Annotated in this window: 10 protein-coding genes; 2 read left to right on the top strand and 8 right to left on the bottom strand. The window is 71.7% G+C overall.

What is annotated here, in order from left to right; translation table 11 throughout:
• The first annotated feature begins 56 nt into the window (after positions 1–56).
• The gene (locus L3Q67_RS23670; RefSeq protein ID WP_499183658.1) at positions 57–1,880 is read left to right on the top strand and encodes a primary-amine oxidase; all 1,824 of its coding nucleotides are present in this window, start codon (positions 57–59) and stop codon (positions 1,878–1,880) included.
• Here L3Q67_RS23670 and L3Q67_RS23665 read toward each other — a convergent pair.
• The 6 genes from L3Q67_RS23665 to L3Q67_RS23640 are packed head-to-tail and all read right to left on the bottom strand — an operon-like array spanning position 1,877 to position 9,835.
• Positions 1,877–2,719, bottom strand: coding sequence for a serine hydrolase family protein (locus tag L3Q67_RS23665; RefSeq protein ID WP_499183657.1), 843 nt, complete (start codon positions 2,717–2,719; stop codon positions 1,877–1,879). The two genes, L3Q67_RS23670 and L3Q67_RS23665, sit on opposite strands and share 4 nt — an antisense overlap.
• A 10-nt stretch (positions 2,720–2,729) precedes the next feature.
• Complete coding sequence (locus L3Q67_RS23660; RefSeq protein WP_499183656.1) at positions 2,730–3,887, bottom strand: vWA domain-containing protein; 1,158 nt, start codon at positions 3,885–3,887, stop codon at positions 2,730–2,732.
• Positions 3,884–6,067: a DUF5682 family protein gene (locus tag L3Q67_RS23655; protein WP_499183655.1), complete on the bottom strand. Its 2,184-nt coding sequence runs from the start codon at positions 6,065–6,067 to the stop codon at positions 3,884–3,886. Before L3Q67_RS23655 ends, L3Q67_RS23660 begins: the two co-directional genes overlap by 4 nt.
• On the bottom strand, positions 6,064–7,149 hold the full coding sequence (locus L3Q67_RS23650) for an ATP-binding protein (protein WP_499183654.1): 1,086 nt from the start codon (positions 7,147–7,149) through the stop codon (positions 6,064–6,066). Before L3Q67_RS23650 ends, L3Q67_RS23655 begins: the two co-directional genes overlap by 4 nt.
• Complete coding sequence (locus L3Q67_RS23645) at positions 7,146–8,522, bottom strand: DUF5691 domain-containing protein (protein WP_499183653.1); 1,377 nt, start codon at positions 8,520–8,522, stop codon at positions 7,146–7,148. Before L3Q67_RS23645 ends, L3Q67_RS23650 begins: the two co-directional genes overlap by 4 nt.
• On the bottom strand, positions 8,519–9,835 hold the full coding sequence (locus L3Q67_RS23640; protein WP_499183652.1) for an SWIM zinc finger family protein: 1,317 nt from the start codon (positions 9,833–9,835) through the stop codon (positions 8,519–8,521). The genes L3Q67_RS23645 and L3Q67_RS23640 overlap by 4 nt, the downstream gene beginning before the upstream one ends.
• 136 nt (positions 9,836–9,971) lie before the next feature.
• Here L3Q67_RS23640 and L3Q67_RS23635 point away from each other — a divergent pair, with 136 nt between their 5' ends.
• Positions 9,972–11,309, top strand: a complete 1,338-nt coding sequence (locus L3Q67_RS23635; protein ID WP_499183651.1) for a cytochrome P450 family protein — start codon at positions 9,972–9,974, stop codon at positions 11,307–11,309.
• Here L3Q67_RS23635 and L3Q67_RS23630 read toward each other — a convergent pair.
• Together L3Q67_RS23630 and L3Q67_RS23625 are read right to left on the bottom strand one after the other, a co-directional pair.
• The gene (locus L3Q67_RS23630) at positions 11,284–11,913 is read right to left on the bottom strand and encodes a uracil-DNA glycosylase family protein (protein WP_499183650.1); all 630 of its coding nucleotides are present in this window, start codon (positions 11,911–11,913) and stop codon (positions 11,284–11,286) included. The genes L3Q67_RS23635 and L3Q67_RS23630 overlap by 26 nt on opposite strands.
• A 287-nt stretch (positions 11,914–12,200) precedes the next feature.
• Positions 12,201–12,614: a CBS domain-containing protein gene (locus L3Q67_RS23625; protein WP_499183649.1), complete on the bottom strand. Its 414-nt coding sequence runs from the start codon at positions 12,612–12,614 to the stop codon at positions 12,201–12,203.
• Positions 12,615–12,628 lie beyond the last annotated feature (14 nt).

Below are 12,628 nucleotides of genomic sequence, written 5' to 3'. Positions count from 1 at the left end.
GGTGGTGACAGCGGCGGCAGGCGTGTTCGACGGTAGAGCCGACGAAGGGAACGCCGATGACGACGCATCCACTCTCCGCGCTCACCGCCGACGAGATCACCGTCGCCCGGCGCGTGCTCACCGATGCCGGGCACGTCGGCACCGAGACCCGGTTCGCCTACGTCGGCCTGGACGAACCCGACAAGCGGGACCGTGCACCGGAACGACGGGCACGCGTGCTGCTGCTCGACCTCGGAAGCGGGGCCGCGAACGACGCGCGCGTTTCACTGACGACCGAGGCCGTCGAAATAACGCCCGTGGACGGCGCGATCGGCCAGTTGCCCATCCTCGACGAGGAGTTCGGCATCATCGGACCGATCCTCAACGAGTCGCCGGAGTGGCTGGCGGCGCTGGAGAAGCGCGGCGTCGCGCCGGACTCGGTGATCTTCGCGCCGTTGTCGGCTGGCAACTACGGCTATCCGGACGAGGAGGGCAAGCGCCTGCTGCGGGTGCTCGCCTTCCGGCAGGACCACCCGCAGGACCACTGCTGGGCGCATCCGGTGGACGGCCTTTGTGCCTATGTCGACCTGGTCGCGCGCACGCTGCACAAGCTGATCGACCACCGCGTCTACGAAGTTCCCGAGGAATCCGGCAACTACCAGGATCCCGAAGTAGCCGGGCCGCCGCTCGAAGGACTCAAGCCGATCGAAATCCGGCAGCCCGAGGGGCCGTCCTTCCGGTTCGACGGCGACGAGCTGCGGTGGGCCAACTGGTCGCTGCACGTCGGTTTCGACACCCGGGAAGGACTGGTCCTGCGGGAGATCGCGTTCAGCGGACGGCCGATCGTGCAACGCGCGTCGATCGCCGAAATGGTCGTGCCGTACGCCGACCCGTCGCCGGTGCGGTTCTGGCAGAACTACTTCGACACCGGTGAGTACCTGTTCGGGCGGTACGCGAACTCGCTGAAGCTCGGCTGCGACTGCCTCGGCGAGATCACCTACCTCGACGTCACCGTGTCCGACGAACTGGGCACTCCGCGGGTCATCGAGAACGCCATCTGCGTGCACGAAGAGGACTTCGGCACGTTGTGGAAGCACACCGACCTGTTCACCGGGATCGCCGAGACGCGCAGGCAGCGGCGGCTGGTGATCAGCTTCTTCACCACCGTCGGAAATTACGACTACGGCTTCTACTGGTACCTCTACCTCGACGGCACCATCGAATGCGAGGTCAAGCTGACCGGCTTCCTGTTCACCTCGGCCTACCCCGAGGAAGGTTCCGAATTCGCCACGCAGGTGGCGCCCGGACTCGGGGCGCCGTACCACCAGCACCTGTTCTGCGCGCGCCTCGACCTCACGATCGACGGCGACACGAACGCCGTCGACGAAATCGACGTGGTGGCGCGGCCGATGGACGAGGCCAATCCGTACGGCAACGCGTTCACCACGAAGACCACCCGGTTGACCAGCGAGACCGCCCGCGACGCCGCGCCGAACCGGGTCTGGCGCATCGTCAACCCGGAGAAGCTGAACCGGATGGGCGAGCCCGTCGGCTACACGCTCTCGGTGCAGCAGTCGCCGACGCTGCTCGCCGATCCGGAGTCGGTGATCGCGTCACGGGCCGCCTTCGCCACGAAGCACCTGTGGGTCACGCGGTACGCACCCGGCGAGCGTTATGCGGCCGGCGATTTCGTGAACCAGAGCCCGGGTGGTGAAGGACTGCCCGCGTACACCGCCGCCGGCCGGGACATCGACGGCCAGGACATCGTGCTGTGGCACACCTTCGGCCCGACGCACGTGCCGCGGCTGGAGGACTGGCCGATCATGCCGGTCGACCACGCGAAGTTCACCCTCAAGCCGACCGGCTTCTTCGACCGCAACCCGACGCTGAACGTGCCCTAGCCGAAGTAGCCTTCGAACAGGATCCGGTTGATGCGGGTGGTGGTCTCCACGCCGGTCTCGAAACCGCCGCCGACGACCTGGGTGTTGTTCATGACGGCGACGGTGTAGCGCTCGCCGGGGCCGACGAAGCCGACGGTGTTCACCAGCCAGGAGCCGTCGTCGTTGTCGTCGGACCAGCCGTTCTTGTTGCCGGGCTTCGCCGCCGGGCCGGCGCCCCACACGCCCCACTGCTGGTTGGCGTCGACCGCGCGCATTTCGCCGACGAGGTAGTCGCGGTGCCGCGCGGGCAGCTTCTCCAGCACGAAGTTCATCAGCCGATCGAGGTCGTTGGCGGTGGTCAGGATCCAGCCCCAGTGGTGCGGGTGCTCGTCGGTGAACCGCATGTCGGTCATGCCGTACGACGGGAAGCGGGTGGCGAAGTCCTCACCGCCGTAGCGGTTCCACAGGGTGTGGGCGGCGTCGTTGTCGCTGGTGTTCAGCATCGCGTGCATCAGCGCGCGATCCTCGTCGGTCAGCTCGATCGCGCCGGAGTCGTCGCGCAGCAGCAGGTCGACGGCCATCGCCAGTTTCGGCGTGGAGCAGGCCCAGATCAGCGTGTCCGAGTGGGCGTTGCGCCAGGCGGCACCGGTCTTCCGGTCGTGCACCACGAGCCCGGCGAACCCGGGCCGGGTGCGCGCGTACAACTCCGCGCGGGCGATCCGCTGACCGAGAACGCGCTCGAACCCGGTCTCCTCGACGATCGGGACCGGCCCCGCCTGGGCGACCGGGCTGGTCACCAGTGCCCCCAGCAGCAACGTGGACAACACACTGGAAAGGACGCGGCGGGCGGAGGATTTCACATCCGCGACCTTAGCGCTCCGATCCGGTCATGCGAGCCGCCCAGTGGCCCAGATCGTCCCGGCGGATCGCGGCGGCCATCAGGTCCGGGAACAGGTCCGGGGTGCAGGCGAACGCCGGCACCCCCAGTTCCGCCAGTGCGGCGGCGTTTTCCCGGTCGTAGGCGGGCGCACCCGAATCCGACAGGGCGAGCAACGCCACCATCTGCACGCCCGACGCGGTCAGCTCGGCCGCCCGGCGCAGCAGGTCCTCACGGACCCCGCCCTCGTACAGGTCGCTGATCAGCACCAGCAACGTGTTCGCCGGGCTGGTGATCAGGCTTTGGCAGTACGCCAGCGCGCGGTTGATGTCGGTGCCGCCACCGAGCTGGGTGCCGAACAGCACGTCGACCGGATCGGCGAGGTGCTCGGTCAGATCCGCGACCGCGGTGTCGAAGGCGACGAACCGTGTGCTGAGCGAGTGCATTGACGCCAGCACCGCGCCGAACACGCCGGAGTACACCACCGACTCGGCCATCGAACCGGACTGGTCGACGCAGAGGATCACCTCGCGCCGCACCTGCCGCGCCCGGCGGCCGTACCCGATCAGCCGTTCCGGGATCACCGTGCCCAGGTCGGGTGAGTAGTGCCGGAGATTGGCCCGGATGGTGCGCGACCAGTCGACGTCGGACAGGCGCGGCCGGTGCGTGCGGGCGGCACGGTCGAGCGCGCCGCGCACAGCGGCCCTGGTCGGTTCGGCCAGCCGGTCTTCCAGTTCGGCGACCACCTCGCGGACCACGCCACGCGCGGTCTCCTTGGTCTCCTGCGGCAGCACGCTGTTCAGCGAGAGCAGTGTGCCGACGAGGTGGATGTCCGGCTCGACGGCCGCGAGCAGCTCCGGTTCGAGCAGCATGCGCGTCAGGCCGAGGCGGTCCACGGCGTCGCGTTGCATCACCTGGACCACGGTGCCGGGGAAGTACCGCCGGATGTCGCCGAGCCAGCGCGCGACCCGCGGCGACGAACCGGCCAGCCCGCCGGTGCGGCGGCCGCCGCGGGCCTCGTCCGGTGGCGCGTCGTACAACGCGGCCAGCGCGCCGTCCACCCCACTGTCCTCATCGGACAGTCCGGCACCGGTGCCGTCGTCCTCCCCGCCGAGCACCAGCCGCCACTTCCGCAACCGTTCCTCGGTCATGCGCCCACCCCCAGCAAAGTCGCCAGCACCGGCAGCACGGCTTCGGCCCGCCGCTCGTCGAGTTCCTCGGCCACCACGGCCTTCCGCAGGCCGCCACCGCGTGCCAGGCCGGCCGCGCGTTCCCCGATGGCCCGTTTCTCCGGCCCGGCGAAGGCACCGAAAGTGCGGCGCAGCAACGGAAGCACCTCGGTGAACTGCTCGGCGGGGATGGCGGCGAGCCAGGTGTCGATCACCCGGAGCAGCCGGTCGTCGTGCACCAGCAGCAGGGCGCCACCGGCGAAGAAACCTTCCACGTAGGCCGCGCCCTTGACCGGCTCGATGCCCGCGGTGAGCACCCGCGCGAGCCGGACCTCCACCTCGGCGGTGTCCAGGCGATCCGCGTCGAGCAGCAGGCGCGCCAGCTTCCCGGCGAGCAGCGCGGGCAGGCCCGGTGCGTCGACCAGTCCGGCGAGCGCGTCGATCCAGCGCTCCTTCGCGCTGTCTTCGAGCAGGGTGGTCGCCTCGTGCACGTCGTCGACCAGTTCGCCGAGGCGCGCGGCCGCGTCGTCGTCGAGACCGTGGGCCGCGGGCGGCAGGCCCGCGCACACCCGCGCCAGCATGCGATCGGCCACCACGCGCAAGGCGCCGACGTCGGTGCCGCGCACGTCGCCGTAGCGGGTGACCCTGGCGAGCGCGGGCAACGCGGCCATCAGGTGCGCCACGTCGGCGTCCGCGGCGGCGCGTTCGTCCAGCGCGGCCAGCACCTCGGGCAGCGCGTCGGTGAGGTCGGCGAGCAGGCAGTCCTCCACCGCCGTGGTGATCTCCGGCAGCGGTGGCCGCGCGGCGACCACCTTCCGGACCACCTCGGTGGCCGCGGCCGGGACCGTGGTGCCGTAGACCGCGGCGGCGATGAGGTCCACCTCGAACGAGGGTTCCCAGGCCAGTTCCCAGGTTTCGCGGAACGTGCCCTTGCTGCGGACCGCGGAGATTTCCCTGACGCCCCAATGGATGCCGAGGATCCGCAAGCGGTGCAGCAGGCGTGATTTGCCGAGCCCGGACTCGTTGCGCAGGTCCAGGTCCAGCTCGCGCACCACCGGATCCCGGCGCAGCCGCAGCCGCCGGGCGGTGGCCGTCAGGTCCGCGGCCAGCGGCGCCTGCGGCACCTGTTCGGAGACCGCCCCGAGGCGCTCCCCCACCATCAGCTTTTCGACGACCAGCTTGCCGCGCAGTTCGTCCCCGTCGCAGAGCACCGCCTGGATCGACTCCGACACCTCCGCCAGCCCGGCCGAGGACCTGTCGCGCAGGGTGGCCAGCGTGTCGGCGAGCCGGACGGCCTCGATCACGTGCGCGGTGGACACCGGCAGGTCCTGGGCACGCAGCACCCCGGCGGCCTCGGTCATCCAGCGGGCGGTGACGTCGTCGTCGGTGGTGAACAGGTGGTGGTACCAGCCGGGCGACTGGATGCCCGCGCCGTAACCGCTGGCCCCGGCCAGCCGCCCGTGCGTCCACGGCACCCAGGTGCACGCCACCTTGCGCTTGGGCAGGCCCTTGAGCACGGCCTGGTCGCGGTTCGCCGGTGGCAGCGGGCTCGCCAGCGCCGGGACGTGCCACGCACCGCAGATCACCGCGATCCGCTCGTAGCCCTGCTTGATCGTGCGGCGCAGGACCGTGCGCATGTACGCCTCGCGCCGCTGCTCCCGCAGGGGCGCCTCGGGCTCGTGCTCCCGGAGGACGGTCATCGCCTCGGCGATCACTTCGAACGGCGAGACGCCGGTGCGCCAGTGCTCGATCTTGTCGTCCCACCAGCGTTCCGGGTCGTCGTATCCGGCGAGGGCGGCCAGGCGCGCCAGCGGATCGGCCGACCGGCCCGCGCCGCCCCGGTCGTCCGGCTCGGCGAACTGGAAGGCGGCGGGCAGGTCGCAGAACCGCACGGGCACCTCGTGGTCCACCGCGTATCGCAGCGCCTGCCATTCCGGGCTGAACAGGGCGAACGGCCAGAACGCCGCGCGGGAGACGTCGTCGGTCGCGTAGGCCAGCAGCGCCACCGGCGGTCGCAGGTCGTGGACCAGCGGAACCAGCGCGTCGGCCTCCGGCGGGCCCTCGATCAGCACCACGTCCGGTGCCAGCTCGGCCAGCTCGGTGCGCACGGCCCTGGCCGAACCGGGGCCGTGGTGCCGGATGCCGAGCAGATGCACGCTCACCCGGCGATCTCCTGCCCGGCGCGGTAGAAGTCTTCCCAGCCTTCGCGCTCGCGGACCACGGTCTCCAGGTACTCCACCCAGATCGCGCGATCGGCGACCGGGTCCTTGACCACCGCGCCGAGGATGCCCGCGGCCACGTCGTGCGCGCGGAGCACCCCGTCGCCGAAGTGCGCGGCCAGCGCCAGGCCCCCGGTGAGCACGCTGATCGCCTCGGCGGTGGACAGCGTGCCCGACGGCGACTTCACCGCTGTGCGGCCGTCCTCCGTGCGGCCTTCGCGCAGCTCGCGGAACACGGTGACCACCCGGCGGATCTCGGCCAGATCGGCGACCTCGGCAGGCAGTTCCAGCGACGCGCCCAGCTGCGCCACCCGCCTGCTGACGATTTCGACCTCCGCGTCGGCGGAGTCCGGCAAGGGCAGCACCACGGTGTTGAACCGGCGCCGCAGCGCGCTGGACAGCTCGTTGACGCCCTTGTCGCGGTTGTTCGCGGTGGCGATCAGGTTGAACCCCGGCCGGGCCTGCACCTCGGTGTTCAGCTCCGGCACCGGCAGCGTCTTCTCCGAGAGCAGGGTGATCAGCGAGTCCTGCACGTCGGCCGGGATGCGGGTCAGTTCCTCCAGCCGCGCGATCCGGCCCTCACGCATGGCCCGCAGCACCGGGCTCTCCACCACCGCTCGCTCGCTCGGCCCCTCGGCGATCAGCCGCGCGTAGTTCCAGCCGTAACGGATGGCTTCCTCGGCGGTGCCCGCGGTGCCCTGCACGAGCAGCGTGGAGTCACCGCTGATGGCGGCCGCCAGGTGCTCGGACACCCAGGTCTTCGCCGTGCCCGGCACGCCGAGCAGCAGCAGCGCGCGATCGGTGGCCAGGGTGGAGACGGCCACCTCGATCAGCCGCCGCTGCCCGACGTACTTCGGGGTGATCTCGGTGCCGTCCGGCAGCGTGCCGCCGAGCAGGTACTTCACCACCGCCCACGGCGAAAGCCGCCACGACGGCGGGCGCGGCCGGTCGTCGGCCGCGGCCAGCGCCGCCAGCTCGTCGGCGTGGTCCTGCTCGGCGTGCGGCCGCAGCACAGTGGAAGTCATGCCAGCTCCTCGTACATCTCACGACGGAAGTTCAGGGTTTCGGCCAGCGCCCGCCGCCAGGGCGCCGAGCCGGGTTCGGGGGCGGTGGTGGCCAGCGGGTGCCCGAGGCACCGCGGGGGCACCGTGCGGGCGATGGTGACCGCGGCGTGCGCCACGGCGCGGGTGTCCTCGCGGCCGGCCAGCCAGTCGAGCAGCACCGTGCCCACCTCGGGTGGCCAGGGCGCGGGCAGGTCGACCACCAGCCGCGCGACCGCCTCCGGCCGGGCCTGGCGGATCAGCCGGGCCAGCACCTTCGCGCGTTCGGCTGGGGACAGGACCTGGATCAGCGTGCCCGCGTCGGCCCGGCCGGGGTCGGCGTCGAACAGCGCCTTCGCCCAGCGCGTGTCCCGGTGCCGCACCGCGACGACGGTCCAGCCCTCGTGAAGGACCGACTCCGGCGCGCCGCTGACGGCCATGCGCACGAGTTCCGCCGGTGAGCCGAACTCGGCCCAGAACTCCGGCGGGGTCGCCGCGACCACCTGCCGCAGCCAGCGGGTGTCGCCCTCGGGCACCTCGACCTCGAGCACATCCCCGCTGACCCGGATCAGCGGCCGCAGCCGCTCGGCCATCCGGCGGCCGAGCGCGGACCCGGGCACCCTGGCGAGCAGGGCGGACGCCTGCTGGCGGACCGAGGCGGCCCGATCGCCGAGCGCGGCTTCGAGGAACGGTTCGTCCTCGGCCCGCAGGTGCTCGCCGAGCAGTTCGAGCACGGTGGCCCGGACCTCGGCGGGTTCGCTGTCCCAGCTGGCGGTGAACGCCGCGCGGGCGCCGTCGGGATCGGCCACCAGCGCGACGGCCAGCCAGGACCGCCGCTGTGCCGGTGAACCGAAGCGCCAGGCGTCGGTGCCGGGTTCGGGCGAGGCGGCGGTGAGGAAGCGCCATTCCGGGTTCAGCCCGGCCAGCCAGCGCCCGGCCGGACCGGCGATCAACGCGACCGGACCACGCAACACCGGCTTCGCGCGGGCCGCCTCGGCCAGCGCGGGCAACCGTTCCGGCGGGACTCGCAGGCCCTTTTCGGCCACCACACCGAGCCATTCCGCGAGCAACTCGGGACGGCTCGCTGTCAGCAGGCGGGCCAGTCGTTCCCTGGCCGCGTCCGGTAGTGAGGGACGCTCGTCGGTTTCGGCCACCGGCAACGGTTCCGCCTCGCTCTCCGGCACCCAGCCCGCCCGCCGGTACGTGGTGAGCAAGGCACCCGCGGTGAGCAGCGCGTCCGCCGGTTCGGTGCGCGTACCGGCCAGCTCACGCACCGCCGGTGGCAGCGCGCCGAGATCCGGCGCGCGCCGCCGGGTGCCGAGCAGTGCCACTCCGACCAGATCCGCCCAAGCCGTCACAACCGCACCGCCCGATCCCCGTCCCAGCACAGCAACGGCCGCAACCCGGCCGGGCCCCATTCCCCGGCCAGCGTGACCATCGCGCCCGCGGACACCGCGAGCAGCCGCCACGGATCGAAACCGGTCACCAGCGGCAGCACCTGACCGTCTACATCGGACAACACCAGCTCGCCACCGTGCCGGGCCGGGCGCAGGCCGGACAGCAGCACGGGCCAGCGGTCCAGCCACGGATCGGCGGCCAGCGCCTTCGCGTGCGCGGCGAGCGCGACCGGGATCGTGTCGCCGTCCGGCCGCGACGCGGGCACCGGGGAGCCGTGCTCGGCCACCAGCGCGCGCAACGGCAGCGCGCTGGGGTGGAAGGCCAGCTCCGCCGGGATCACGTGCCCGGCGGGCAGTACGGAACTGAGCGGCTGCCCCGGCGGGGCGAACGCCAGCACCAGCGCCACCCGGCCGGTCCGCTCGCCGAACAACCACGACCGGCGGGTGATCAACTGCTCGCGTTCCTCGTCGAGCACGCCGCCGACCAGCCAGTCGTCCGAGACGCGCTCACCGGAAGCCAGCACCCGGGCGGTTTCGGTGTTGAACCCCAGCCGGGTGCGGACCGTTTCGGCCAGCGCGTGCGGCAGCTCGTCCAACCGCGCGCCCGCCTCCGCGAGCAGGTACAGCAACGACAACTCGGCCAGCACACGACTGGGCCAATCCCGGCCACGGCCGACCAGCCCGGCGGCCCGGCGCAACCCACCGGCCAGGCCCGGCGCCTGGGCGTCCACCATGCGCGCGGCGACCCGCCGCAATTCTTCGGCACCGCCGCGTTCCAGCCCGGCCAGCCCGGCACGGACCTGATCGAGCAACCATTCGCGCAGCTCGGCCGAACCGGCGGTGACCCGGTCCGCCCGGCGCTCGGCGCGTTTCGCCGCGGCCTCCGGATCGCGTGGACCGGTGGTTTCCTTCCGTTGCTCCGCGCGGTCCGCCCGCTCGGCGCGTTCGGCCAGCCACGCCGTGACCCATTCGGGCTCGCCTTCTTCGGCCAGCTCGCCACCGGCCCAGCGCAGCAGCAGGCCCAGCGCGTGCTTGCACGGGAACTTCCGGCTCGGGCACGAACAGCGGAACGCCGGGCCTTCCAGTTCCACGCAGGTCTGGTACGGCTTCTTGCCGCTGCCCTGGCAGTACCCCCAGACCGCGACCGGCGACGAGCCAGCGCCGGACCAGCGCACCGGCGCGGCCTGAGCCCGCCCGGCTCGCGCCGACGCCGCGTCCGGCGCCAGTCCGATCACCCGCTCGGTGCTCCAGCGCGCCCGAGACCCCACCGACACCACGCCTCCCAACCCCACTCGCCACCTTCCCCCTCAAGACCCGGATGGATCATGCCAGTGGCCACCGACAGTTTTCGGCCGCCTCCACCTGGGTAGTCGATCCAGCAGCGGAAACGCCACGAGGGAGGACCACACGATGCCACGCCCCAGCGCGGAAGACCACGGCCTCAGCACCCTGTCGACGGCCGAAGCGCTGCGCGTGCTCGGCGGGGTCGCGTTGCCGACGATCGCCGGTGGCGTGATCAAGCGCCTGCCGCCGATGATGGCGGCCGCGGAGAAGCTGCGCGTGGACGAAAACGCGGACCGCGTGCTCCGGCGCCTGCGTGACCGCCACGGCGACGGGCCGCTGGTGATCAAGGCGCCCGGCCGGACCTTCGTGCTCCCGCTGTCCTCCGCCGACGCCGGGCGGGTGCTCGACGAATCCCCGTCCCCGTTCACCCCGGCGAACCTCGAGAAGAACGCGGCGCTCTCGCATTTCCAGCCGCACGGCGTGCTCATCTCGCGGGGCGCCGAGCGGGACGTCCGACGTCAGTTCACCGAGAACGTACTGGAGACCGGTGAACCGCTGCACCACATCGCGCCCGCGGTGGCGGAGAAGGTGCACGAGGAAGCGGGCCGGATGCTGGAGCTGGCGGAAGTCGGCGGCCGGCTGGACTGGGACGCGTTCACCCTGGCGTGGTGGCGGATCGTGCGCCGGGTGACGCTCGGCGACGCCGCCCGCGACGACCACCGCACCACCGACCTGCTCGCGCGCCTGCGGCTGCGCGCGAACCTCGCTTACGGCATGAAGAAGAACAAGGCGGTGCGAGAGGAACTCAGCCAGCGCCTGCGCGCGCACCTGGCCCGCGCCGAGAAGGACAGCCTCGCCGGCGTGGTGGCGCAGGCGCCCGCGCAGCCGGAGACCGATCCGGTCGGGCAGATTCCCCACTGGCTGTTCGCCTTCGACGCGGCGGGCATCAGCTCGTACCGGGCGCTCGCCCTGCTCGCCACCCATACCGCCGAGCGTGAGAAGGCGCGCCAGGACCAGGGGCCGCTGCTGCCATACCTGCGTGGCTGCCAGCTGGAATCGGTGCGGTTGTGGCCGACCACGCCGATGATCCTGCGCGACTCCACAAAGGACACAGAATGGGACGGCGGCACGCTGCCCGCGGGGTCGACCGTGTTGATCTTCGCGCCGTTCTTCCACCGCGACGAGGAAGAACTGCCGTTCGCGAACCGGTTCGCCCCGGAGATCTGGCTCGACGGCAGGGCGAAGCAGCACCCGGCGCTCGTGCCGTTCAGCGCGGGCCCGGCCGAATGCCCGGGGCGGAACCTGGTGCTGCTGGTGACGAGCACGCTGCTCTCGGCACTGCTGCAACGAGCCGACTTCACCATGGTCTCACGGCCGCGGCTGGACCCCGGTCGGCAGCTTCCGTCCACTTTCGACAACTTCAGCCTGGAATTCGACGTCACAGCACGGCGACCGCGGCCTTGAGGTCCGCGACGAAGGCGGCGTAGGCCTCGTCCCGTTCGCGTGAGCGCAGGATCGACGACGGGTGGACCGTGGCCACGGCCTTGGCTTCGTGGTCACCGGGCAGGTCGAGGACTTCGCCGCGGCGCTCGGTGACGCGGAAGCCGGGGCCGAACAACGCCTGGGCCGCCGTGGCGCCGAGCAGGATGACCAGATCGGGTCGCACCGACGCGAGTTCGGCGTCCAGCCACGGGCGGCAGGCGACGATTTCCGTGCGGCCGGGCTTCTTGTGGATGCGCCGGGAGCCTCGCTCGTCGCGGCGGAACTTGAAGTGCTTGACGGCGTTGGTGACGTACACGCCTTCGCGGTCGATCCCGCTCTCGCCGAGCGCGCGGTCGAGGAGACGCCCGGCGGGGCCGACGAACGGCTCCCCGTGGCGGTCTTCCTGGTCACCGGGCTGCTCGCCGATCATCATCGTGCGGGCTTTACGCGTGCCCTCACCGAAAACGGTCTGGGTGGCGTCGCGATAGAGGTCGCACCCCCGGCAGCCGGCGGCGGCTTCCCGGAGCCGGGCCAGATCCTGGGACGCGGGCACGAATTCGGCCGCGGATTTCGCCGTGGTAGCCACGGCACGGGGATTACCCGCCCGGACGGGCTGGAAAACCAGTCACGGACTCAGAGCATCCCCGAGGGCCGCAAGCAGTGCCGTGAAAGCCACTTTCACGGCGAATTCCGCCGTGAAAGCCACATTCACGGCACCTCCCCAAGAAACCACCCGCGCAACCGTCGCCCAGGCACCCCCACCAGACCCCGCCCCAGAACACGGCGAAGACCCCGATGTCAAGGCATCTTTCCCGCCTGACATCGGGGTCTTCGCCGTAGTCACACTAGAAAACCGGGGCGGGCCCCAGCGCTCTAGTACGAAAGGGCTTCCACGAGTTCACCCGTCGCCGGGTTCGGCAGGGCGCGGGCCACGTCGGCCTGACTCACCACACCGATGAGGTCGTGGCCGTCGATCACCGGCAGGCGGCGCACCTGGTGCTCCGACATCGTCCGCAGGATCTCCTCGGCGTCGTCGTCCGCGCCGATGGTGACGGCTTCACCCTGCGCCAGTTCCCCCACCTTGACCGCACCCGGGTCCTTGCCCTCGGCGAGCACCTTCACCACGATGTCCCGGTCGGTCAGCATGCCCTTGAGCCGGTTGTCCTCACCGCAGATCGGCATCGCGCCCACGTTGAGATCCGCCAGCTTGCGCGCGGCGTCCAGCGCGGTCTCCGAGGTCTGCACGCACTCGGCACCGCCGCTCATGATCTCTCGTGCCTTGGTCATCAGTCACCTCCAGA

The organism is Saccharothrix sp. AJ9571, from assembly GCF_021725495.1.
GTDB classification, from domain to species: domain Bacteria; phylum Actinomycetota; class Actinomycetes; order Mycobacteriales; family Pseudonocardiaceae; genus Amycolatopsis; species Amycolatopsis magusensis.
The sequence above is the reverse complement of the archived record's forward strand: the minus strand, read 5'-3'. Positions and strand labels throughout refer to the sequence as shown.